The organism is Pelagibacterium luteolum, assembly GCF_900100665.1.
GTDB classification, from domain to species: domain Bacteria; phylum Pseudomonadota; class Alphaproteobacteria; order Rhizobiales; family Devosiaceae; genus Pelagibacterium; species Pelagibacterium luteolum.
In genome coordinates this window covers 402,117-424,810 of record NZ_FNCS01000003.1, presented here as the reverse complement: position 1 = coordinate 424,810, position 22,694 = coordinate 402,117, and the positions used below count along the sequence as shown (strand labels likewise).

General features: G+C 59.2%; 21 protein-coding genes. 12 read left to right on the top strand and 9 right to left on the bottom strand.

The genetic code is table 11. The features are described 5' to 3' along the window. Positions 1-201: 201 nt before the first annotated feature. From BLR31_RS08510 to BLR31_RS08485, 6 genes are all read left to right on the top strand, one after another. Complete coding sequence (locus BLR31_RS08510) at positions 202-963, top strand: OB-fold nucleic acid binding domain-containing protein (protein ID WP_090594686.1); 762 nt, start codon at positions 202-204, stop codon at positions 961-963. 97 nt (positions 964-1,060) lie between these two features. After that, on the top strand, positions 1,061-2,926 hold the full coding sequence (locus BLR31_RS08505) for a feruloyl-CoA synthase (RefSeq protein ID WP_090594685.1): 1,866 nt from the start codon (positions 1,061-1,063) through the stop codon (positions 2,924-2,926). Between the two features lie 2 nt (positions 2,927-2,928). After that, a complete protein-coding gene (locus tag BLR31_RS08500; RefSeq protein ID WP_090594683.1) occupies positions 2,929-4,170 on the top strand; it encodes a thiolase family protein in 1,242 nt (413 codons plus the stop codon). After that, positions 4,170-4,931 (top strand): SDR family NAD(P)-dependent oxidoreductase, encoded by a 762-nt coding sequence (locus BLR31_RS08495; protein ID WP_090594679.1) that lies wholly within the window; start codon positions 4,170-4,172, stop codon positions 4,929-4,931. The genes BLR31_RS08500 and BLR31_RS08495 overlap by 1 nt, the downstream gene beginning before the upstream one ends. A gap of 9 nt (positions 4,932-4,940) precedes the next feature. After that, complete coding sequence (locus BLR31_RS08490; RefSeq protein WP_090594917.1) at positions 4,941-5,360, top strand: acyl-CoA thioesterase; 420 nt, start codon at positions 4,941-4,943, stop codon at positions 5,358-5,360. Between the two features lie 23 nt (positions 5,361-5,383). After that, complete coding sequence (locus BLR31_RS08485) at positions 5,384-6,157, top strand: crotonase/enoyl-CoA hydratase family protein (RefSeq protein WP_425287222.1); 774 nt, start codon at positions 5,384-5,386, stop codon at positions 6,155-6,157. Between the two features lie 4 nt (positions 6,158-6,161). Here the strand turns inward: BLR31_RS08485 and BLR31_RS08480 are convergent, their stop codons facing one another. From BLR31_RS08480 to BLR31_RS08455, 6 genes are all read right to left on the bottom strand, one after another. Continuing rightward, positions 6,162-6,767, bottom strand: coding sequence for a histidine phosphatase family protein (locus BLR31_RS08480; protein WP_090594676.1), 606 nt, complete (start codon positions 6,765-6,767; stop codon positions 6,162-6,164). Continuing rightward, entirely contained in the window at positions 6,764-7,825 is a 1,062-nt protein-coding gene (locus tag BLR31_RS08475; protein WP_090594670.1) for an ABC transporter ATP-binding protein, read from the bottom strand. Before BLR31_RS08475 ends, BLR31_RS08480 begins: the two co-directional genes overlap by 4 nt. Before the next feature lie 7 nt (positions 7,826-7,832). Next, a complete protein-coding gene (locus BLR31_RS08470) occupies positions 7,833-9,581 on the bottom strand; it encodes an ABC transporter permease (protein WP_090594667.1) in 1,749 nt (582 codons plus the stop codon). A 62-nt stretch (positions 9,582-9,643) separates the two neighbouring features. Next, the gene (locus tag BLR31_RS08465; protein WP_090594665.1) at positions 9,644-10,765 is read right to left on the bottom strand and encodes an ABC transporter substrate-binding protein; all 1,122 of its coding nucleotides are present in this window, start codon (positions 10,763-10,765) and stop codon (positions 9,644-9,646) included. A 200-nt stretch (positions 10,766-10,965) separates the two neighbouring features. Further along, the gene (locus BLR31_RS08460) at positions 10,966-11,808 is read right to left on the bottom strand and encodes a MurR/RpiR family transcriptional regulator (protein ID WP_090594662.1); all 843 of its coding nucleotides are present in this window, start codon (positions 11,806-11,808) and stop codon (positions 10,966-10,968) included. A gap of 121 nt (positions 11,809-11,929) precedes the next feature. Continuing rightward, positions 11,930-13,237, bottom strand: a complete 1,308-nt coding sequence (locus BLR31_RS08455) for a Gfo/Idh/MocA family protein (protein WP_090594659.1) — start codon at positions 13,235-13,237, stop codon at positions 11,930-11,932. A 449-nt stretch (positions 13,238-13,686) separates the two neighbouring features. Here BLR31_RS08455 and BLR31_RS08450 point away from each other — a divergent pair, with 449 nt between their 5' ends. Then, positions 13,687-14,508: a FadR/GntR family transcriptional regulator gene (locus BLR31_RS08450; RefSeq protein WP_176762571.1), complete on the top strand. Its 822-nt coding sequence runs from the start codon at positions 13,687-13,689 to the stop codon at positions 14,506-14,508. Positions 14,509-14,582: 74 nt separating this feature from the next. On the opposite strand, the gene BLR31_RS08445 is transcribed toward BLR31_RS08450, so the two are convergent. The 3 genes from BLR31_RS08445 to BLR31_RS08435 all read right to left on the bottom strand — a co-directional run bounded on the left by BLR31_RS08445 (position 14,583) and on the right by BLR31_RS08435 (position 17,461). After that, entirely contained in the window at positions 14,583-15,860 is a 1,278-nt protein-coding gene (locus BLR31_RS08445) for a TRAP transporter large permease (protein ID WP_090594653.1), read from the bottom strand. An 11-nt stretch (positions 15,861-15,871) separates the two neighbouring features. Next, positions 15,872-16,390 carry a TRAP transporter small permease gene (locus tag BLR31_RS08440; protein ID WP_090594650.1) on the bottom strand — a complete coding sequence of 173 codons (519 nt, stop codon included), beginning with the start codon at positions 16,388-16,390 and terminating at the stop codon, positions 15,872-15,874. Positions 16,391-16,471: 81 nt separating this feature from the next. Continuing rightward, on the bottom strand, positions 16,472-17,461 hold the full coding sequence (locus tag BLR31_RS08435; protein ID WP_210183897.1) for a TRAP transporter substrate-binding protein: 990 nt from the start codon (positions 17,459-17,461) through the stop codon (positions 16,472-16,474). A 216-nt stretch (positions 17,462-17,677) separates the two neighbouring features. Between BLR31_RS08435 and BLR31_RS08430 the strand changes: the two genes are divergently transcribed. The 5 genes from BLR31_RS08430 (at position 17,678) to BLR31_RS08410 (ending at position 22,675) form a co-directional block, all read left to right on the top strand. Further along, positions 17,678-17,971 carry a putative quinol monooxygenase gene (locus BLR31_RS08430; RefSeq protein ID WP_090594648.1) on the top strand — a complete coding sequence of 98 codons (294 nt, stop codon included), beginning with the start codon at positions 17,678-17,680 and terminating at the stop codon, positions 17,969-17,971. Positions 17,972-18,106: 135 nt separating this feature from the next. Next, a complete protein-coding gene (locus tag BLR31_RS08425; RefSeq protein ID WP_090594645.1) occupies positions 18,107-18,988 on the top strand; it encodes an HpcH/HpaI aldolase family protein in 882 nt (293 codons plus the stop codon). A 114-nt stretch (positions 18,989-19,102) separates the two neighbouring features. Then, positions 19,103-19,984 (top strand): 2-hydroxy-3-oxopropionate reductase, encoded by an 882-nt coding sequence (locus BLR31_RS08420; RefSeq protein ID WP_090594643.1) that lies wholly within the window; start codon positions 19,103-19,105, stop codon positions 19,982-19,984. Between the two features lie 86 nt (positions 19,985-20,070). After that, positions 20,071-21,336, top strand: coding sequence for a glycerate kinase type-2 family protein (locus BLR31_RS08415; RefSeq protein WP_090594640.1), 1,266 nt, complete (start codon positions 20,071-20,073; stop codon positions 21,334-21,336). Between the two features lie 64 nt (positions 21,337-21,400). Further along, positions 21,401-22,675 carry a glycerate kinase type-2 family protein gene (locus tag BLR31_RS08410; protein WP_090594638.1) on the top strand — a complete coding sequence of 425 codons (1,275 nt, stop codon included), beginning with the start codon at positions 21,401-21,403 and terminating at the stop codon, positions 22,673-22,675. The last annotated feature ends 19 nt before the right edge of the window (positions 22,676-22,694 follow it).

The window sequence follows — 22,694 nt, the reverse complement described above, 5'->3', positions numbered from 1 at the left end:
AGCAATCTCCGACGCCAAAGTGATATCGATTGATCCGGCAGTAGCGATCCTAGCGGCAACAGCTCTGCTGGTGCAAACGAAGCCATTCCTGACGATTAAATTGGCTAAAATCCGCAGTTGCAGACTAAATTCGAAACGGTCTGCTAGTAGTGCCAAGCCATAGCAGATGGCGTTTTCGATCGACGATAGGATGCAGACTGGATGGTGGCCGCGCGCGGCAATGGCTATCCCGATCCGGAAAGTCTCTGGCTTTGGGCGGGATTAAAGCCATCGGTGTTGGAAAAACTGGCTGAAGCGGACGCATTTTCCGGCATGGGACTGCCGCGCCGCGATGCGTTGTGGCAGGTGCGCGCTATCAAGGGCCCGACGCCCCTACCTCTGTTCTCTGACCCAATAGACGGAGAGGGCATTTATGAGCCGCCGGTCAACCTGCCCACCATGCAATTGGGTGAGGAGGTGGTGGAGGATTACGTGGCCATGCGCTTGAGCTTGAGGGCGCATCCAATGGAGCTTCTACGTCCGAGCATACCGGGTATCATTGCCCATGGAGACCTCCTGACAACGCAGCATCGCCGCATATCGGTCTGCGGGCTGGTTATAACCCGCCAAAGGCCGGGTACGGCTTCGGGTGTCATTTTTCTAACGCTTGAAGATGAAACCGGCGTATCGAACGTTGTCGTCTGGCCCAAGGTCTATGAACGATTTCGCAGGATGGTCATAGGGGGGCGATTGCTGCGCGTAACGGGGAAACTGGAGCGCGAAGGTATCGTCATGCATCTGATCGCCGATCAGATCGAGGACCTCTCGTTCCGCCTGTCCGATCTCGGACACCCACTTGACGGCGCTATCGGCATTACGGCTCCACAAGTGGACGACGCGCCGCGCACGGCATTCCGCCCATCCCGCGCAATGCACCCAAGGGATCAGGCAAAGCAATTGTTTCCCAGCCGGGATTTTCATTGAGCAGATTCAGCTCTAACAACGAGCATTCAAACGCAATGGGAGCGCCTTGAACCTCATTTTGTTATGTAATATAACATAAATAGCCAGGGAGGTGGGAATGGACGATCAGTATGCGCATGTACGCCCGGTGCAGATGGGGCGTATGGTCGTTCGTGCGGAGGCCCGTGGGGATGGCGCGCACGTGGTTCGTTCCGTGGAAGCGCTAGGGGCGTATCCACGGTCGATCGGCGATGCGATTGAAGGTTGGGCAGAAAAGACGCCAGATGCACTGATGGTGGCCGATCGGCATGGTCCGGATGGCGCGTGGCGTCGCTTGAGCTATGCCGAGGTTATTGCCGCTCTTCCGCCGTTGGCGCAAGGGTTGCTCGACGCCGGGTTGTCCGCGGAGCGGCCATTGGTGATCCTGTCGGGCAACGAGATCGAGCATCTGCTGCTTGGGTTGGCAGCGATGTGGGTTGGTATTCCGTACGCACCGATTTCGCCCGCCTATTCACTGATTTCGAGCGATTTTGGAAAGCTCAAGCATATCGCCGGGCTTTTGACGCCTGGCATGGTCTATGTGTCGGACGGCGCGAAGTTTGGCCGAGCCGTTGAGGCCGCATTTGGCGAAGATGTTCCGCTCGTGGTCAAAGCCAATCCGACGGGGCGGCGTAATACGCTTTCGTTTGATGCTCTGGCTGCAACAGCGGTTACGGACGCTGTGGCAAAGGCACACGAGGCGATCGCGCTCGATACGATTGCCAAGGTGCTATTTACATCAGGCTCGACCGGCATGCCCAAAGGGGTAATCACCACCAACCGCATGATGGTGTGCAATCAGGAGATGATTCGAACAGCGCTGGCGTTCCTGCGCGATGAGCCGCCGGTGTTGCTCGATTGGATGCCCTGGAACCATGTGGCGGGCGGGAGCCACAATACTGGCATCGCGTTCTACAATGGTGGCAGCTTCTATATCGACGATGGTCAGCCGACGCCGGCTCGAATTGGGCTGAGCTTACGCAATCTGCGCGAAGTGCAGCCGACGCTGCACACCAATGTGCCCAAGGCGTATGAGTTTCTTGTCGCGGCGTTCGATGAGGACCCGGTGGTGCGACGCAATTTTTTCGCGAAGGCAAAGCTGGTGCAGTATGCCGGTGCGAGCCTGTCGCAGCATGTGTTCGACGGACTGGACCGGGCGGCGCAGACTGAATTGGGGCAGCGGGTGATGATCATCACCGGCTATGGTTCGACCGAGACGGCGCCCTTTGCTTTCACGACGACATGGCCGGTGACCGAGGCGGGGCATATCGGGCTTCCGGCGGCGGGGATGACCATCAAGCTCGTGCCCGATGGCGACAAGACCGAGTTGCGGCTGAAAGGGCCGAACGTGACGCCGGGCTATTGGCGCGATGATCAAAAGACTGCCGAAGCGTTCGACGAGGAGGGGTTTTACAAAATCGGGGACGCCATCAAGCCTGTCGATGCAGACGATCTGTCAAAGGGCTTCGTGTTCGATGGTCGTGTGAGCGAAGACTTCAAGCTCTCGACTGGGACGTGGGTCAATTTTGCTGCCGTGCGCAAATCGGTGATCTCGGCATGTGCGCCGCTAATCCGGGATGTTGTGTTGACCGGCGCAGACCGCAATCATCTCGGGGCTTTAATTTTCCCAGATATGGAAGCGTGCGCGCGCCATGCCGGATTGCCTCCGGGGCGCGATGCTGAAGAAATTATCGCCCAGCCGTCGGTTGCCCAAAAATTCTCCGAAAGTCTTTCGGCGCTGGCCAGATCGGCAACGGGAAGTTCCAGCCATGTGGCGCGGGCCATAGTCTTGACGACGCCGCCCGATATCGACAAGGGCGAGGTGACCGACAAGGGGTCGATCAATCAGCGCGCCGTTCTGGCCGCCCGGGCCGAACTGGTCGAGCGCCTTTATAAAGACGAGCCAGGCGAAGGTGTGCTCGACCTTCCGCGCGAAAGGACATGAGAATGGCCAAGGGATTGCGGCTGACATTTGACGATGCGTGGTTGCTGGGCGGCGCGCGAACCCCGTTTGTCGATTATCGCGGGGCGCTGGCAGAAATTTCGCCCATCGACCTGGGGATCAAGGCGGCGCGAGCGGCGATCGCGCGTGTGGGGATCAAGCCCAGCGATATCGAGACGACGATTGCCGGGTCGATGGCGCAGGCCTCTTTCGACGCCTATATGACGCCGCGCCATATCGGGCTTTATGCGGGGGCGCCGATCGAGGCGCCGGCGCATCTTGTGCAGCGGATTTGCGGCACGGGCCTAGAGGTGATCGCCCAGGCGGCGGATGCTGTGTCGCTGGGGCGCGTTTCGCTGGCGCTCGGGGCTGGCGCGGAATCGATGAGCCGCAATCCCATTGCCGCCTATACGCATCGAAACGGGTTTGCGATGGGCCGGGTGGAGTTCAAGGACTTCCTTTGGGAAGCGCTCTACGATCCGGCCGGTTGCGTCAATATGGGTGACACTGCGGAAAACCTTGCCAAGCAGTATGGCATCGATCGCGAACGGGTGGACCGCTTCGCGGCGCGCAGTTTTGAGCGGGCCATTGCGGCGCGGGACGCAGGACGGCTCGCTGAAGAGATCGTGCCTGTGGTGACGGAGACATTCGAAGCCGAGCGCGTCGAGGGGCGGGGGATCAGGCTGCCGCGTGGGGTCGAGAGCGTTGATGTGGATAGCCATATTCGGCCCTCGGCTTATGAGGTTCTGGCCAAATTGAAGCCGGCGTTTGGGGGTGTTCAGACGGGGGGCAATTCCTCGGCAATCGTCGACGGTGCCGGCGCGGTCCTGGTCGGGTCGTCAGCCTATGCCAAGGCCAATGGGCTAACGCCGAAGGTGCGGATAATTGCCTCTGCGGCGGTGGGTGTTCCGCCTCAGATCATGGGGATCGGGCCTGCGCCGGCGATCCGGGCCGTGCTGGAGGCGTCGGGCATGAGGTTGGACCAGATTGGGCGCATTGAGATCAACGAGGCGTTCGGGGCGCAGATTCTGGCGTGCGTGGATGAACTGGGGCTCGATGAAGACAGGCTCAACGTGAATGGCGGGGCGATTGCCATCGGGCACCCGCTGGGTGCGACGGGTATCCGTTTGGCACTGACGCTGGCCAATGAACTGGTGCGGTCGGGCGAGCGGTTTGGGATTGCATCGGCGTGTATCGGTGGGGGGCAAGGGATTGCCCTCCTGATCGAGAACGTGGAGGCGTTCTGATGGACATAGATGGCAAGACGGCGATCGTGACCGGGGCGGCATCCGGGCTCGGGGCGGCGACGGCACGGGCTTTGGCCAAGTCCGGCGCTCGGGTGGCGGTGTTGGACCGGGATGCCGGCAAGGGCGAAGGCGTCGCAGAGGAAATCGGAGGCGCGTTTTTTGCCTGCGACGTGGCCGACGCAAAAGGCGCCGAGCGAGCGGTGGCTGCTGCAGTGGACGCTCTTGGCGTACCGTACGTGCTCGTCAATTGTGCCGGGATCGGGACGGCGGGACGGATCGTGGGGCGCGAGGGGCCGATGGCGCTCGATGCGTTCGAGAAGGTGATCAGCGTCAATCTCGTTGGCAGTTTTAACATGATGCGGCTGGTCGCGGACAGGATGCAGGGGGTGGAGCCCGGAGCAGATGGTCAGCGGGGCGTGATCATCTCGACAGCGTCGGTCGCGGCGTTCGAGGGCCAGATCGGGCAGGCGGCATATGCCGCCTCCAAGGGCGGCATCGTTTCGCTGACGCTGCCGGCGGCGCGGGAATTTGCCCGGTTTGGCGTGCGGGTACTGGCGATTGCGCCGGGGCTGTTTTCGACGCCTTTGCTCGAAGGGTTGCCGGAGGAAGTGCAGGCGAGCCTTGGGGCCGCGATTCCCCATCCGGCGCGGTTGGGGCGGCCGGAGGAGTTCGCGCAAATGGTGCTGGCGATGATCGCCAATGATTACCTCAATGGCGAGGTGGTACGCCTCGATGGCGCGCTGCGCATGCAGCCCAAATAGGAGAGCATGGTGTTTTCAAATGTGACCAGGGTCGAGGTTCAGTTCGGCGACTGCGACCCAGCGGGGATCGTTTACTATCCCAATTACTTCCGTTTCTTCGACAATGCGACGGCGGCGCTGCTCTCGAAGGCTTTTCAGATGCACAAGCGGTTGTGGATCGAAAAGCATGGAATATTGGGCATCCCGATGGTCGACACCGGTGCGCAGTTTTTCAAGCCTTCGCGGTTTGGCGACGAAATTGAGATCTGCTCAGAGATTGTCGAACTCGGACGGACGAGCTTTGGCGTTCGGCATACCGTCTTCAACGGTGGTGAGAAGGCGATCGAGGCGCACGAAAAGCGGGTGTGGGTGGGGCGCGATCCCGAAGTAGAGGGGGCGATCAAGCCGTTGCCGATGCCAGACGACGTTCGTTCGGTGCTGGGCGCATGAGCGATCATGGACACATGAAGGATATGGGCATGGACGATGCAGTCCTGAAGATCGAGCAAAAGGGCGCGATCGCGCATCTCATGCTGGACCGTCCGGCCAAGCGCAATGCGCTCAATGATGCGGTGATTGCAGCGCTCGATGCGTTTTTTTTGAACATACCGACCGACGTGCGTGTGGTGGTGATCAGCGGGGCGGGTGGGCATTTCTCATCGGGACTCGATCTGTCCGAACAGGTGCACCGCCAGCCGCTCGAGGTAATGGCCCATTCGCGCAATTGGCATCGGGTGATGGAACTCGTCCAGTTCAGCCGCGTGCCGGTAGTGGCTGCGATGAATGGCGCGGTGATGGGCGGGGGGCTGGAATTTGCCGCCGCCTGCCATGTGCGGGTGGCCGAGGAGAGCGTAAAGTTTCGGATGCCTGAGGGGCTGCGGGGCATCTTTGTCGGCGGCGGTGGATCGGTGAGGATTGCCAAGCTGATCGGAGCGGATCGGCTAACCGAAATGATGCTGACGGGGCGAACCTATTCGGGTACCGACGGCGAGCGTCTGGGGCTGGCGCACTATGCTGTGCCCGAAGGCAAGGCGCTTGAAACAGCGTTCGAATTGGCGGGTCGGATTGCCGAGAATTCGCCGACGATCAACCAGTTCATCATGCAGGCGATTGCCCGGATCGGGACGATGTCGCCAGAGGCCGGTCTTTATGCGGAAAGCCTTGCCGCGGCGTTGAGCCAGACGGGGCCGGATGCCGAAGAAGGGCTCAAGGCGTTTTTGGAGAAGCGCAAGCCCAACTTCGGATAAGGCATCAGTCTGGTGCGTCGAGTATGGGACCGAGCGGGGAGAAGTTGAAAAGCTCCAGCCGCATATTGGTCGATCCTGCGGGGCGCTCGGCGAGGATCGTGAGGCTCGCCGGGCCGACCGGAATGATCCGTCTGGGCGGCAGGTCGATCAGGCGTTCGAGAAGCGCCCGGATGACCCCGCCATGGCAGACGACGAGCAGACGTTCGCTGTCGGCTAGAGCGCTGGTGACGCAACGTGTCGTGCGATCAACGAAATCGCACCAGGCTTCTCCGCCGGGCGGTGTGTGGGTACCGGCTCGCCAGCCCTGATAGTCGTCAGGGGTCTGGGCGCGGATATCGGCGATAGAGCGTCCCGTCCAGTCCCCGACATTAATTTCACGCAGATCAGCGTTTGGATTGGGCGCGTCGATGCCGAGCAGCAGCGCGGTGTCGTGAGCGCGCTTAAGGTCCGAACAGATGACGTGGTCGGGCGTCAGTCCCTCGACCACAGGGCGCAGGGCCTCGGCTTGCGCGCGGCCCTTGGGCGAAAGATTGATATCGGCCTGGCCCTGCAAGAGGCGGCTCGCGTTCCATTCGGACTCGCCATGGCGGACAATCATCAGACGTTTCATGGCATGCGCTCCCCGTTGGGGGCAAACAGCGCGTCGGGCGTTTCGGGGACCGTGAAATGGACAGTGTCACCGGGCGTAAATTTGGGCGCCGAGTCGACCACCGCTGTCAGACGCATATCGCCTTTTGTGCCGGTAATCATGATGCGGCCGGCGACCGGGCTGGCTTCGGCAAATTCGAGCGCGAGGCTTTTGGGCGTCGGTTCAGCCGAGACGCCAAGGGTTTCGGGGCGATACATGGCTTGGGCCGGACCAGACAGGTTAAGGTTTATAGGCAGAACATTGCCATCAAACGTCGTGGCAACGCCCTGTGGCGCGACCGGGATGAGGTTGGCGGGTGGGGTGCCGACAAACGTGGCCACGAACGCTGTGCGGGGTTCGGCCACCAAATCTTGGGGCGTACCAAACTGTTCGACTTCACCGTCTTTGAGGACGGCGACATGGCTCGCCATGGTCATCGCTTCGACCTGATCGTGTGTGACGTAGATTGAGGTCGCGCCGGTGGCGCGGTGAACCCGGAGGAGCTCCGTTCTCATCTCGACCCGGAGCTTGGCATCGAGGTTTGAGAGGGGTTCGTCGAACAACAGTATACCGGGACGAGGTGCGATCATCCGGGCGATGGCGACGCGCTGCTGTTGGCCGCCGGAAATCTCGTTGGGATATCGGGCGGCGAGTTTCTCGATGCCGAGGAGTTTCAGAACTTCGGCAACGCGGGTCTTGCGTTCGGCTGCTGGCATCTTGCCGACCTTGAGCGGCCACTCGACATTGCCAGAGACCGTCATGTGTGGCCACAGGGCGTAAGATTGGAACACCAGCCCGGTGTTGCGTTCGGCAGGCTCGATGGTCCAGCCGCGATCGCCGTCCGACACAGTGTTTCCCGCAAAGGAGATCGTCCCGGCGGTTGGTGTTTCGAGCCCGGCGAGCATGCGTAGCATCGTCGATTTGCCGCAGCCAGACGGGCCCACGAGGACAAGGAATGCACCTTGCGGGACCTCGATATCAACCGATTTGACTGCGTCAAACGTGCCGAAGGATTTCGTGAGATTGGATATGGTGATCATGGGTGGCCTAGTTTTTGAGCCAGGGCTGGGACTTGGTCTGCAGGCGGTTGGCCAGCAGGGTCGCTGCGATGGAAATGACGAGAATGACGACGGTGATCGCGTTGGCGAACTGGGTGAAACCTTCCGAGGCGTAGCGGTAGGCGAGCACGGAGAGGACCGGGGTCGTGGGTGTGAAAAGCAGCACGACGAGTGAAAGGTCTCGCACGATTTTCACGAAGATGATGAGCGCACCGGCCGCGATCCCGCGACTGGCCAGTGGGACCGTGATTGCAGTCATGCGGCGGAAAAATCCTGCACCGGTGAGGCGAGCGCTTTCATCGAGATCACCAGATACCTGTTGGATCACGGCGCGACCGGTCTGAACTGCGAAGGGCACCAGGTAGGCCGTGCCGGCGATCACCAGCAGCGCGAAGGTGCCATAGAGCGCCGGGAAGGGGCCCATGGGGGCACCGAATAGCGCGATATAGGCGGCGCCGAAGGCAATGCCGGGGACAAGCAGGGGCAGGAAGGATAGCTGATTGATCGTGCCCGAGAGGAAACCAGTGCGGTAACGAGCCAGCGTGAAGGCGATCATAAGGCCGAGGATAGAGCCGGTGACGGCGACGACGAGGCCAAGGCTGATGGTTGTTGTCGTGGCTGAGACAATGAACGGGTTGTAGAAGACGCCGGCCTGACCCTGGGCGATTGTCGGGGTGGAGGCGCCGATCCAGTAGTGCAGCGTCCAGTTCGAAAAGAGCGCCGACGAACTGGGGGCGACCGAGGAGGCGATGAGGATGACGACCGGTACAACGGTTGTCAAAAGACAGATGAGCGCTGCCGCAGCAAAGAGCGGATATTTGGCCGTGCCGAGGGTGAAGCGCTTGGCGCGGCCGCCCTTGCCGGTGATCGTTGCATAAGAACGGCGCCCCGAGATGATCTTGTTGCCGAACCACAGGAACAGGGCGGAGACGGCAATCAAAAGGATAGCGATGACATAGCCGCGTGCGGACTGGCCGATTTCGATCATTCCGAAGAGGCGCGTGGCCATGGTCTGCATGCGCACTGGCAGGCCGAGCAAGGCGGGTGCTGCGAAGTTCGAGACGGCACCGGCGAACGTGAGGGACGCGCCAGAGACGATCGCCGGTAGGGCGACGGGCAGGATGATGCCCATAAAGATGCGGCCACGCTTTGCCCCGGTCATCTGGGCAGCTTCGACAAGATCCGAATTGATGGTGGCGAGCGCTGCGGCGATGACGGTGAATGCGAGGGAGTAGTAGTGCGCCGTGAGGACAATGAGCGTGGGAGTCATGCCCCAGCTCAGCCAGTCCGGAATAGAAAGGCCCAAGCCTTCGAGAAATCCTGTCTGGCCGCCGACACGTCCATTGCGGAACAGCGATCCCCATGCGAGTGCCGTGGCAAAGGACGGTATCATGAAGGGAAGGGTGGCCATCAGGCCGATGGTGCGACGGAAGGGGATGTCGGTCATCACGACCAGCCATGCGAGGAACCCGCCGATCAGAACGCAACCGGTGGCGACGCCGAGGCCGAGGATCATCGTATTGCCGAGCGGAATCCACAGCAGGTTACGCGATAGCGGGCTGAGGACGACATCATTCCAGGCCGAGATCGAATTTGGGGCCAGCGTCTCGAACAGAATGCGCAGAAGCGGTGCTGCGATGAGCAGGCCGATAGCGATGAGGACGCCGATCTTTAGGGGAAGGCCCTGGGGCAGCGAGAAGCGCCGCTTTTGTCCTGCCGATGGGGAAATGCTAGCCATGATGAAGGATCTCTTCGTGGAGGCCCGGCGACACTGGCCGCCGGGCGAGAAGTGCTTATTGCCTACTGCAGGATCAGGATCTGGTCGGCGATCTCTTGGCGGATCTCAGCCGTCGCAACCGGATCGATGCTCCAGCCGATGAAGTCCTCGAGAGGGACGGCATCGGGGTGCGGAGCGATATCGCTGCGGGTTGCCCAATCGCCGGCCACATAGAAGGGCGCAAATCCCGCGCCGCCAGTTTCGCTGTCGTCACCCATCAGGAAGTCGATGGCAAGGCGGGCGGCAGCGGGGTTCTGGGTGTTGGTGGAGAGGGCCAGAAGGGCCGGGAAAACGATGCCGTTGGACGGTTCGACTTCATTGGCCACCTGAAGGGCCCAGCCTTCGTCCTCGTTGTCGCGACGATCGGAATAGGACGTGAAGCCGATGGGCGGATTGGATTGGCCGATGGACCCGATTGCCGCATTGACGTCATCGGTCGAGGAGACGAGCACGAGGTCGTTTTCAAACAAGTCTGTGATGAACTGCAGTCCGGCATTGTCTACACCCGCGTCGAGCTCGATGGGGGCACCAAAATGGGCCTCGTAGGCAGCAGCCATTTCATCGGCACGAAGAACGAATTCGACCATCAGGTCGAGATAATCACCGCGCTGCAGCGGGTCGACCATGATGACGCGGCCCGCCCAGTCTTCCGTTGTCAGCGCCCAGAGATTGTCGACGGGTGCGCCATCGGGATGGGCCTCCTCATTGTACATGAGGACCTTGGTCGAAAGACGCTGAGAGAGCAGGGGGCTTTTGAACTCGTCGGACAGCAGCCCGTCGACGCGCGGGGGTACGTACGCCTCGATCAGACCTGCATCGAGCAGTTGGGTCAGCACCACTGGCGCGTCCGATATGTAGATAACGTCTGCGGTGGCGATGCCAGCGGCGGCTTCGGCCTGGAGACGGGCGATCTGCTCGGTAGAGCTTGCGTCATAGCCGATCATGTCGATGCCTGGATAAGCGGCCTCGAACGCGGCCTCGACGGCAGCGATGCGGCTAGTGAAGGAATAAACGGTCACGGTGCCTTCTTCCTGAGCAAGGGGCAGGAGTTCCTCAGCGGACATGGCGTCAAGGTCCTGAGCCAGTGAAGGCGCAGCCAAAAAGCCCGCAAGGGCCGTGGTGGCGAGAAGTGTCTTGAGTTTCATTTTCGATCATCCTCCTTGGGGTGAGTGCAGCTTCGCTGGCACTCAGAATTGCACATGAATTTGCAACAGTGGTGTGACATGCAAGTTAGCTTGCAAGGTGTTGGCGCATTGATCCGACGGCCTCCTCTCCGTCTGGTGGTGCGCTCTGGTCATTGGCCCGCTCCCGAGCCGACAGGCGAATTTCGCCTGACTGATTTTCGTTAACGCGACTCGAAATCGTTGATCAGTTCGCCCAGTGCCTCAAGGCGCTCGAGCGTTTGAGCCTGATCCTTCTGCGCCATTGTCAGGATCAGGGCGTTGGTTATTGCCATCGGCACCGTCAGGGTTTGAAATCCGTCATTGGAGCCTGACCGCGGAGCCGAGAGCAGGATGTCGGGTGCAGGCGCAAGTGCAGGGCCGAGCGAACCGGAAATCGCCATAGATTGCGCGCCGACTGTGCGCGCCCGCTCCAATAGCGCACCGAGATGGCGTGGCTGACGGCGGAACGCAAAGGCAATCAGCGCGTCGCCTTCGCCCAGGCGCAGAACCTGTTCGGCCAGGTCGCGACCGTCGCCTGAAAGCATTTCCACGTCGCGGCCCATGCGCAGCAAACGCCGTTCCAGCATGACCGCCAGCGTGACCGCGTTGCCTCGCGCGAAGATAAAGATGCGACGCGCCTTGATCAGGGTCTGCGCGGCAGAGTCGATGCGCTCGGCGTCGAGATAGCGGGGCAGTGCGCCCAGCGCCTCTATCTCGCGCGCAATCAGTTCTGACAGCAGATCGCCACCTTGTGCAGCCTCAAGGGTGTTTCGAACGCGCAACGCGGGGTCTGTCTTGACGATGAATTCGTCGCGGATCGCATCGCGGAAACCAGCATAGCTCTCGAAACCCAATTTCTTGGCGAGACGGGATGCAGTAGCTTCATGGACGCCGATTCTATGTGCCAAGCTCGATGCCGTGCCAAGTGCCACGTCGCGCGGCTTCGCTATGACTTCGCGCACAAGCAAATGCTCAGCGCGGGTCAAGCTTTCGGCCACCGATTGGACGCGTTCGAGCAGTGACATGAATTCCTCCTGCTCAAAGGTTTAGATCGGTGCGTGATTTCTTGCAAGAGTAATTATTGCTGCAAGTTAACTTGCACAGAGTGCCCATTCGCTGACGCCCCAGCCGCCGAACCGAGCGCGATCAGGGTGGCTCCGCTTCTCTGAGCACAATGTTGTTCTGTTCCAGCATTTGGGCGATGTGCACAGTCTCGCCGGAGGCAATGGACTGATTTGCTGCAATGCCTGTGAGAATGGACCATGCGCCATCAACATGGGTCGAGGATCGCCCGTAGAGGTCGGGTTCCATGGCGTTCGGGTCGAGCAGATAGCCCAGCATGATCGGGTCTGCTCCGCCATGGTCGCCAGTTCCTTCCCAGACGTCCATTGGTTCTGGCTGTTGGCCAGCGATATGCACGGTCGTTGTCATCGCATCGTCGACCGGGCGCTCGCGCTTTCCACCGAAAACGCCGTGCACTTCCACATGCTTGTGGGTTAATTCGCCTTTGGTCCCATGGAAACGGATTTCCAGACCTTCCCATGGGCTGTAGGCGCATAGCGTGTAGTTGAGCATGGCGCCGCTACGGTAGCGCACCGAGACCTGCATCGTATCTTCGATGGTGATGTCATCAGCAAACACACATTTGTCGCGCAGATAACCATCATGGTCTTCGGCCTCCAGATAGAGTTTGCGCAGCTTGTCGTCGGTTTCAAGGTCCATGCGAAAATCGCATTCGGGGGCGACCGGGCAGTCATGACAGCGTGGGCCATGCGCGGAGAGGCCAAGTTGGTCGGCCATCCGAGGCTTATAGAACGCGAGCTGTCCGCGGGCCGAAATGCTCTCGGGGACCGAGCCGAGCCACCAATTGACGAGGTCGAAATGGTGGGTGGATTTGTGAACCAGCAAGCCGCCCGAATTCTCCTTGTAGCGGTGCCAGCGGCGGAAATAGTCGGCGCCGTGAACGCGATCGAGGTGCCAGGAAAAATCGATGGCAGTGACGTCTCCGATGGCACCGGACTGGAGGATTTTCTTGATCTGGGTGCGGGCCGGTGTGTAGCGGTAGTTGAAGGTGACGGAGACTGATTTTCCTGTTTCTCGCTGCGCATCTAGGATGGCTTTGAGGCGTGAAAGATCAGTGGTCATGGGCTTTTCGGTGACCACGTTACAACCCGCCCGCATCGCAGCGACGATATATTCGTGATGGAGATAGTCGGGCACCGTGACGATCACGGTGGCAGGCTTTTGCTCGGCAATCATCTGCTCGAACTGCTCTGCCCTGTAGGTTGCGATGCCGTTGCCGGTCTGATCCGGAACCTCTTGCGCTGACAGCGCCAACCGGTGGTCGTTAATGTCACTTAGCGCGACGAGTTCGGCCGTTGCTGCATGGATTTGGGTTATGGCGTCGCGGAACATAGAATGGCGCGCGCCTGTGCCAACAATTGCGTATTTCAAAGTCAGCGTCCTTGGTCAGGGATTGGGAGACACGCGTCGACGCAAAAATCGGCGAGCGTTTCGGGTGTCATGGAGCATGTGAGGGCATGGCGAGCCGTGCGGGAGGGTGAAGACAGCAATAGACTATCGCTTTTATCAGACAGATATCAACACCTGTCTGACATGATTGCTCGGTGCGCCTGAGGGAATAATACTATAATTTCGCAAAGAGTTGACCGGTGACTGAAACGGTGGGCAAATTTGTCGTCCGGTGATTACGATGCAAGATATCGCCCATATGGGCGTTTTTGAGCCGGCGCAATTGCACCGCTTTGACTATTCCTTGCACCAGTCGACTTCAGAACACGGAGGCCGGATCAGAGCGGCGGACATCTTCGCCGGTCGTTACACAGCGCTGTGCTTGGGAGGGCACTTCGCTGAAGCCGCATCATGATTGGAGGAGAATGATGATGGTGATGCATAAAGATATTCACGCCGATGACAGCGCTGTGCTGCCTAGGCTCCTGACCGGCCCCATAAAGTCCGCTCATGCCCTGATTACGCGCGATATTGCGATGCGCATTCTGCGTGGCGAGTACCCGCCCGGATCGCTTTTGCCGCCGGAAGGGGATCTGATCGATCAGTATACGGTTTCCCGCACAGCTTTGCGGGAAGCCATCAAGACATTGGCGGCCAAAGGGCTGCTTGTTTCCAAGACCAAGATCGGCACTCGCATTCTCAACGAGAGCTACTGGAACCTCTATGATCCGCAGGTGCTAAGCTGGCGGATCGAACTCGGGGTCGATAACGGGTTTCTGCGGAAGATTTTCGAGGTCCGTCAGGCGCTCGAGCCTGCGGCGGCTGCACAGGCTGCCGTTCGTCGGACGGCACTCAACATCGAGCGGATGCAATATGCGCTCAACTTGATGGACAAGCCCCATCATACGCGTAAGACCTACGCCGAGCCTGATCTGGTGTTCCATCAAGAGGTGCTTATCGCCTCGGGCAATCCGTTCATGCAGACCTTCTCGTCGATCATCGAGGCATGCATCCTGCATGCGTTCGCCATTAGTGCCCCGATCGATACTGACGAGCGGTTCAAGCGATCGATCAACCGCCATGCGCTTGTGTTGGCGGCCATCAAGGATGGCAATCCGCATGGTGCATGCTTGGCGATGTCGGACGTTATCCGGGAGAGCATCGAGAACGCTCGGTTTGGCTTGGCGGAAGAACCTGTTGTGATCGCTCTGCCACTCGATCTCTTTAGTAAGGCACAGCCTGTCGACCACTAAAGAGTTTGTGATTTGAAGGAGATAGGGCGGCCATGGCCGCCCTTTTTTGTCGGTTTGTGGCGGGTGTTCGAAGCCTAGCGGTTATAAACGATATCACGCAGCGCCAGGGTAATGTCGGGCACGTAGGTGACCACCATGAGGCACCCGATCATCATCGCAATCAACGGCAGTAATCTTGGCACGACTTGGTCGAATCTCACGTTACCCACCGTGCAGGCCGCGTAGACATTAACCCCTAATGGCGGTGTCACCATCCCGATCGCGAGGTTCACCACCATGATCAGCCCGAAATGGACAGGGTCGATTCCCATGGACATGGCAACGGGGACCAGGATGGGCGACAGGACCAGGATCGAGGAATTGGTTTCAACAAACATCCCGATGACGAGCAACACGATGTTGACGATCAGAAGGAACATGAACGGATCGCTCAATGTATCCCTCAGATACGAGCCGATGGCATTGGGTACGCCCGCCCGGGTTATCAGGTAGCTGAACAGGCCCGCCGTTGCGATGATGATCATGATCATCACGGTCGACATGACTGCCTTGTGAAAGATGGAAAAGAGATCGGAAATCTTGATCTCGCGATAGACGAACATGCCAATCAACAAGGCGGCGAATACCGCCACAACGGAGGCTTCGGTGGGGGTGGTGATGCCGCTATAGATGCCACCGAGGATCACCACGGGAAGGCACAGAGCGGGCAGTGCCTGGATACCGGACTGCGTAATGGAGAGCCGGTCGGCCCTGGCTACCTTGCCGTATCCTTTCCAACGGGCGTAAAGCAGCACGAAGATCATCATTACGGCGCCGATGAAGATCCCTGGGCCGATGCCGCCGATAAACAGTTCGCCGATCGAGACTTCCGCAGATACCCCGTAAAGAATCAATGGGATGGACGGGGGAATGATCACCCCCAGTTCTGCTGAACTCGCCTGCAACGCTGCGGCGTAGGGGCGAGGATAGCCGTCGCGGACCAGGGCAGGTATCAAGATGGCGCCAATAGCGAAGGTTGTGGCGATCGACGAACCGGAGATAGCGGCGAACATCATGCAGGTCAGAACGCACGTCGCAGCCAGTCCGCCCTGCACGCCGCCGATCAATGATTTGGCGAAATTGACAAGGCGGATGGAGATGCCTCCCCGCTCCATAATCGCACCCGCAAGTATGAAGAACGGGATTGCCGCCAAGGGGAACTTGTCGATAGCCGTGTAGATTTCCTTGGGCAGTATCAGGAGGTTGGTGTTGGTCATCAGCAATCCAACAGCGCCCGCCAGGCCGATCGAAACGGCAATAGGAATGGATACGATGAAGCCGATCAGCATCACCCCGAGCATGACGATAGCCATAACGATAAACCTTAATGTACGAGCTTGAGCTCTTCGGCCTCATCGACCACCGGCTCGGCGTCGAGAAAGCGCGCGATGACGGCAATTGCCGAACAGACGCAGCCGACCGGAATGGAAAGATAGGCCCAATAGACCGACAGATAATGCATGCCCAGGATCGTTTGGGTTGCGCTGCGGTTCGCGTACACGAGGCCCCAATAGCCGAGCAGCGCCAGGAACAGCAGAGTCGTCAGCGTGATGAATAGGTCATGGGCCCGCCGAAATCTTTCAGGCATCATGTGGCGCATGAGATCGACGGCGATCATGGCGCCGGCACGGAACACGAGTGCGGCCCCGACAAACACCATCCACGCCAGAAATATGCGGATCATCACCTCGGTCCACTCCAGCGGAAGCTTGAGCACGAAGCGCGAAACGACCTGCAGCATGCCAAGGCAGGCCGCAGCTGCCAGTGCCAGAACCGAGATTATTGAGATTAGCCTGTTGAGGCCCTTGTCGAAGAGCAGGAACATCCTGACGGCCGATTGCATGCCGAGTGTCCTTTAGCAGAGTTGCCGGACATGCGGACGCTCTCAGCGCCCGCATGGAGACATGGTTGGATTGAGGAGTGATCAGGGTTGCCAGTCGCGAATGGCGGCAACTTCTTCGGCACCGAATTGTTCTTCGAACTGCGCGTTGACCGCGGCGAGCGCTTCGATGAAGATATCTCGGTCGACGTCTTCGATAATTTCCATACCGTCTGCACGCATGGACTCGATCGCCGTTTCTTCATCGGCATCGACGCGGGCGCGATTGGCTTCTGCGCCGGCTTGTGCCGCCGTTACGAAATGGCCCTGATCTTCTTCCGAGAGCTGGTTCCACATATCGAGGTTCATGAGGAAGACGCAGGGCGAGAAGACGTGACCAGTCATCGATAAGTATTGCTGAACCTCGTCGAAGTTGTTGGACTCTATCACCGATAGCGGGTTTTCCTGCCCGTCCACGACACCTTGCTGAAGGGCGGCGAAGACTTCGGGGAAGGCCATTGGCGTCGGCAGGATGCCGAACTCGCGATAGGCTGCGATGTGGACCGGGCTTTCCATGGTACGCATCTTGAGGCCGTCTAGATCGCTCGGTGAGGCGATGGGGCGGATGTCGTTGGTCATATGGCGGAAGCCGTTGTCGGCCCAGGCCAGGCCCTTGATCCCGTGCGCTTCGAAGCGGCCGAGCAGTTCGTCACCGATCTCGCTGTCGAGAACGCCGCGTGCGTGTTCGTAGTCTCGGAACAGGAACGGGATGTCGAGAATCGACAGCTCCGGCACGAAATTGGGGACCGGGCCGGTCGAGGTGAAGGTCAATTCCAGCGTGCCCAATTGCACCCCTTCGATCGATTCCCGTTCGGCGCCGAGGGAGCCAGCGTAAAAGGTTTCGATCTGGTAGCGACCGTCGGTAAGGCTTTCGACCTGCTCGGCGAACGTATCGATCGCGATGCCGTGGTGACCATCCTGCGGCATCGAAACGTTGATGCGCATCACCGTCTGTGCCTGCGCGGCGCCCGCTGTAAGCGCGGCCACAGCAACGCCGGTCATTGCCGCGCCGCGGATCAATCCAAAGTAATTCATCTCTCTGCACTCCTCCGAAAAAGATGTGGCCTCTTTGCCGCTTTCCAGCGCATGCGCGGAATTAGCTCTGGGCTGAGTGCAAGTCTTCAAGAAACAAAAGTAAAGGTCAACAGAAAAACAATTAGTATTATTATATCATGATAGTATAAAGCAAATATACTTTGACAACTATTTAGATAACTGGCAATCGAATAGTCGAAAGAACGGAGTGTTGAGATGATTTTGATGACCGCGCGCTACTTCATAAAAGATGGCCATCGCGATCAGGTGCTCGCCGATCTTAGCGAGATGGCTGAAGAAATCAGAAAATTCGAGCCGGGCTGCGTGAGTTACGAGGTTTGGGGGTCAAACGAGCATCCCAACCAGTTTCTGCTCTGTGAAGTCTATATCGACGAGCCCGCCGCTGATGGGCATCGCCGCACAGCGCATTTTGAGCGGATCATCGCTGGTCGGATTGTCCCGAAGCTCGAACGCCGAGAGCGAGAGTTCTTTAGCAAGTTAATCGGGTAGCTATGTAATAATAGTATAATATAAATCTATTATTTATACTATGAAATACTAGATATTTAGTTTGACTATATTTCTTTCATGGCAAAATGTTGATTTGTCAGTGAGGTTCCTGAAAAAGGAAATGGGAGAGAGAAAATGCATATTCTAACTAAGACCATCGTTGCGGGGCTTATGGCTTGCTCAATGGCCGGTAGCGCGGTCGCTCAAGATGCTGCGTTCCTGGCGTCGGAGTGGGAATACGGCCCCGCTTATGACGTCGAAGGCGAGGTAGAAATTTGGAACACTGCGAAGCAGAAGATCCTCAACGGTGAACACATCATCGGCGGCACGGTGCGTTCGCCTGACTCGCGCATATATTGCTCGATGGCGGAATCCGGCGCATGGGACTTCATGTGGGTCGAAATGCAGCATGATCAGACCGGCTGGGAGTCGCTAGCCGCGATGTATCGTGAGTGCCCGGACGCCGCAGCAGTTCCTGGTGTTCGTATTGCCGAAACGACCGAGCGTGAAATTCAGCACGCGCTCGACGCCGGCGCGATGGTGCTGGTCGTGCCGACCATCGACACAGCCGAAGAGGCCGAGGAAGCCGTTAAGTGGACCATGTTCCCGCCTGTTGGCCGTCATAGTGCCGGCGGAGGACAGTTCTCGAACTTCTATGCCGACGTTCCGGGCGGTTATCGCGCCACGTTTAACGACAACATCGTGCTTATCTTGATGATCGAGACGCTCGAGGGTGTCGAGAACGTCGAAGAAATCGCCGCGGTCGAGGGTGTGGATGCGCTATTCATCGCGTCAGGCGATCTGGGCAATTTCTCCGGATATCAGCAGGGCGATGCCGAATACGAAGAACTGGTCGATCGTATTTTTGCGGCGGCCGAGGCGAACGGAAAACCGGTCTGTGGCCCGCTCGATTGGCGGACAAGTCGCGAAGGCTATTCCTGCTTCCAAGGCCCGAACGATCTTGGTCTCGTGGCCAATGGCTCGCGCAGTGCCCGCGAAGCATCCGAGCCGCAATAAGCGGTTTGCTGAATGGCTTGGCGGCGCAATAGGCGTCGCCAGGCTTCAGCCCGACTATTTTGCCAAAACTATCCTAAACACAATGAGCGCCCAAAGGGCTGCCTAGAGGAGTGAATCATGAATATCGGATTCATCGGAACCGGAATTATGGGAACACCGATGGCGGGGCATCTGCTTGATGCCGGCCACGCGCTGTTCGTTTACGACCGGGTCAAAGTTCCTCAGGTTTTGGCCGATAAGGGTGCACATGCCTGCGAGTCCTCCCGCGCCGTCGCCGAACGCTCCGACGTCATCATCGTCATGGTCCCGGACACCCCCCATGTTCAGGCGGTGTTGTTTGGTGACGGCGGTCTTTACGATGGAATTTCAGCAGGCAAAATCATTGTCGACATGAGTTCGATTTCGCCGATAGCGACAAAAGAGTTTGCTGCAAAGATCGCCGAGAAGGGCTGTGGTTATCTCGACGCTCCGGTGTCGGGTGGTGAGGTGGGCGCGCGCGAAGCAACCCTGTCCATAATGGTGGGTGGCAAACAGGCCGATTTCGATATCGTCCGGCCGCTTTTTGAAACCATGGGCAAGAACATTACCCGTGTCGGAGAGGTCGGCGACGGCCAGACTGCAAAAGTCGCCAACCAGATCGTCGTCGGGCTGACGATTGAGGCGGTCGCCGAGGCGCTGCTCTTTGCATCCAAGGCCGGAGCTGATCCGGCAAAAGTGCGCGAGGCCCTGATGGGCGGCTTTGCCTCATCACGTATTCTCGAGGTTCACGGAGACCGCATGGTCAAGCGGACCTTTGACCCAGGTTTTCGTATCGAGTTGCATCAGAAAGACCTCAACAACGCTCTCGATTCTGCGCGCAAGCTCGATATGGCGCTGCCAGCCACAGCTTTGTGCCAGCAATTGTTCAGCGCATGCGCTGCCCAGGGCGGCAAGGAATGGGACCACTCCGCCCTCATTCGTGCCCTTGAAGTCCAGGCCAATCACGAAATCGGTTGACGGCAATTGTAACGGGCGCCCGTCCACCAGAACCACGGCACAAGCCGGGCGGGACGCGCACCTGGTAGGCGTAAGGGAGGTCCGGCATGTTGGCCAAAGAAACGATCGGCGATCTCGACGCCGAGCAGGTGCTTCGCCGCTTGTTCGATGCGGCCCTCGATGCCGCACTGCCGGATGAAAAATTCGACGCGATCCTTCCGGCGCGGCCCAAAGGACGTACCATTGTGTTGGGTGCTGGCAAGGCCTCGGCGCGGATGGCTCGGGCGTTCGAAGACGCATGGGGTGAGCCGCTCGAGGGCCTGATCGTCACGCGATACGGTCACGCGGTTGAAACGCGGCACGTCAAGGTCGTGGAGGCTGCCCATCCGGTGCCTGACGAAGCAGGACTTAAGGCAACACGCGAAATAGTCGAGATGGCGCGAGGCGCTGGTCCTAACGATCTCGTGGTTGTTTTGATATCAGGCGGGGCTTCGTCGCTCCTCACTATGCCAGCCAACGGCATCTCGCTTGCCGACAAGCAGAACATTACCCGTCAATTGCTCAGATCAGGTGCTCCGATCGGCGCAATGAATGCTGTGCGCAAGGCGTTTTCGGCGGTCAAAGGGGGCAAGCTGGCGTTGGCTGCGGCACCTGCGAAGGTTGTGACCTATATCATTTCTGACGTTCCGGGTGATGATCCGGCTACGGTGGGGTCAGGCCCATCGATTGTTACTGGAGCCGATCTGGACGACGTCCAGGCTATTCTGCGGCGCTTTCGCATCGATATTCCAGAGCATGCAGCACAATCACTGGTTGCCAATTCAGCGCCGGAAGCCGAGACGGATAGAAACACGGTGCATATGATCGCTACGCCACGCATGTCTCTGGACGCTGCCAGGCGTGAGGCCGAAGCGATGGGGATTGCGGCCGTCATCCTGGGGGATGCCATCGAAGGGGAGGCGCGCGAAGTCGCGGTCGCGATGGCGGGCATCGTGCGGTCGATCATCCAGTACAACACACCGTTTGCGCCGCCATGCGTCCTACTGAGCGGTGGAGAGACCACAGTTACGCTCAGGCCCGAAGCCGTCGGACGTGGTGGCCGGAATACCGAATTCCTCCTGGCACTCTATCTTGCGCTTAAGCCCTATTCCCAGGTGGCAGCAATTGCGTGCGATACGGATGGCATTGATGGCACCGAAGAAAATGCTGGCGCCTGGTTTGATTTTTCTTCCGATTTTTCAGGTCCTTCAGACCCCGCGGCCTATCTCGATCGTAATGATGCCTACACATTCTTCCGGGCTGCCAAACGCCTCGTGGTAACCGGCCCGACATATACCAATGTCAACGATTTTCGCGCGATTCTGGTTCGCTGAAGAGCGTGCGGATAGGCGATGAACCCCATCCATGCTATGAGGTCTGAAAACCGTTGGGGGATGAATGACGCGACACGAGCCGCGCACTTTTTTGAAGTCACTATTTCAGGCTGCCGTCGCTGCAGCGGATCCCAAGGACGCCCTGCGTCCATATCTCCCGGAAAAGCCGAAGGGTCGAACCATCATTGTGGGTGCCGGCAAGGCGGCCAGTCAGATGGCTGCAGCGTTCGAAAGTCTCTGGGATGGGCCGATCGAGGGGGTGGTTGTCGATCGACATGGAAAGACCACGGCCACGCGGCAGATCGAGGTGATCCATGCTGCGCATCCGGTTCCCGACACATCGGGTTTGGCCGCCTCAAGGCGCCTGCTCGAAACCGTCACCGGGCTCACGTCAGATGATCTAGTTATTGCGCTGATGTCGGGTGGAGGATCCGCGTTGCTGCCGCTGCCGACCGGCGACCTGAGCTTTGAGGACGAAGCTGAAGTCAACCGCATCCTGTTGAGTTCCGGCGCGCCGATCGCGGCCATGAATGTGCTGCGCAAACATGTCTCGGCGATCAAAGGTGGGCGCTTGGCAAAGGCAGCAGCACCGGCGCGGGTCGTCAGTCTTTTGGTTTCGGACGTCGCAGGCGACAACCCCGCTATTGTCGCCTCCGGGCCAACAGTGCCGGATATGACCACGCCGGCCGATGCGCTTGAGATCATTGAAGAGCATCACCTTATGCTACCGGAAAAGGTAATGGCGCATCTTAGATCGTCCGCTGCCTTTGCTCCGAGGCCCGATGACCCTGTCTTTGAGCGCAACGTCGCGCATGTGATCGCTTCCGCACATTTGTCATTGCAGGCTGCATCCGCGAAAGCTGCACAATTGGGCTTGCCTTGCGTAGTGTTGTCCGACGCTATCGAGGGCGAGGCCAAGGATATCGCGCGCATGCACGCCGCGATTACGCGCAATGTGGTGCGCTATGGCGAGCCCTTTAAGGGTCCTATCGTGCTTTTGTCCGGCGGGGAAACTACAGTGTCCATGCGCGGCGAGAGTGGCGGGAAGGGGGGCAGGAATACGGAATTTCTGCTTGCTCTGGCGCAGGGCATCGAGGGTATGGACGACGTTCATGTGCTCGCGGCCGACACTGACGGGATCGACGGTTCGGAAGATAATGCTGGCGCATTTGCTGATGGGAAGACAATGTCTCGCATGCGGGCCGCGGGCATCGATCCGCGCAAGAGCCTATGCAAGCATGATGCCTGGACAGCTTTTGCTGCGGTCGACGATCTATTCGTCACTGGGCCGACGGGGACGAACGTCAACGACTTCCGCGCGATACTGATCGGTTCGTAAACCAAGGTAAGAGTTGGGC

Bases quoted from the DNA above. Each gene is read 5' to 3' on its own strand.
- BLR31_RS08460 (WP_090594662.1), bottom strand. From the start codon at position 11,808: ATGTCACTGCTCGAACGCGTCCAATCGGTGGCCGAAAGCTTGACCCGC.
- BLR31_RS08510 (WP_090594686.1), top strand. From the start codon at position 202: ATGGTGGCCGCGCGCGGCAATGGCTATCCCGATCCGGAAAGTCTCTGG.
- BLR31_RS08440 (WP_090594650.1), bottom strand. From the start codon at position 16,390: ATGCAATCGGCCGTCAGGATGTTCCTGCTCTTCGACAAGGGCCTCAAC.
- BLR31_RS08485 (WP_425287222.1), top strand. From the start codon at position 5,384: ATGGGCATGGACGATGCAGTCCTGAAGATCGAGCAAAAGGGCGCGATC.
- BLR31_RS08475 (WP_090594670.1), bottom strand. From the start codon at position 7,825: ATGATCACCATATCCAATCTCACGAAATCCTTCGGCACGTTTGACGCA.
- BLR31_RS08495 (WP_090594679.1), top strand. From the start codon at position 4,170: ATGGACATAGATGGCAAGACGGCGATCGTGACCGGGGCGGCATCCGGG.
- BLR31_RS08430 (WP_090594648.1), top strand. From the start codon at position 17,678: ATGATTTTGATGACCGCGCGCTACTTCATAAAAGATGGCCATCGCGAT.
- BLR31_RS08435 (WP_210183897.1), bottom strand. From the start codon at position 17,461: ATGAATTACTTTGGATTGATCCGCGGCGCGGCAATGACCGGCGTTGCT.
- BLR31_RS08415 (WP_090594640.1), top strand. From the start codon at position 20,071: ATGTTGGCCAAAGAAACGATCGGCGATCTCGACGCCGAGCAGGTGCTT.
- BLR31_RS08505 (WP_090594685.1), top strand. From the start codon at position 1,061: ATGGACGATCAGTATGCGCATGTACGCCCGGTGCAGATGGGGCGTATG.
- BLR31_RS08445 (WP_090594653.1), bottom strand. From the start codon at position 15,860: ATGGCTATCGTCATGCTCGGGGTGATGCTGATCGGCTTCATCGTATCC.
- BLR31_RS08410 (WP_090594638.1), top strand. From the start codon at position 21,401: ATGACGCGACACGAGCCGCGCACTTTTTTGAAGTCACTATTTCAGGCT.
- BLR31_RS08500 (WP_090594683.1), top strand. From the start codon at position 2,929: ATGGCCAAGGGATTGCGGCTGACATTTGACGATGCGTGGTTGCTGGGC.
- BLR31_RS08470 (WP_090594667.1), bottom strand. From the start codon at position 9,581: ATGGCTAGCATTTCCCCATCGGCAGGACAAAAGCGGCGCTTCTCGCTG.
- BLR31_RS08480 (WP_090594676.1), bottom strand. From the start codon at position 6,767: ATGAAACGTCTGATGATTGTCCGCCATGGCGAGTCCGAATGGAACGCG.
- BLR31_RS08425 (WP_090594645.1), top strand. From the start codon at position 18,107: ATGCATATTCTAACTAAGACCATCGTTGCGGGGCTTATGGCTTGCTCA.
- BLR31_RS08465 (WP_090594665.1), bottom strand. From the start codon at position 10,765: ATGAAACTCAAGACACTTCTCGCCACCACGGCCCTTGCGGGCTTTTTG.
- BLR31_RS08450 (WP_176762571.1), top strand. From the start codon at position 13,687: ATGGTGATGCATAAAGATATTCACGCCGATGACAGCGCTGTGCTGCCT.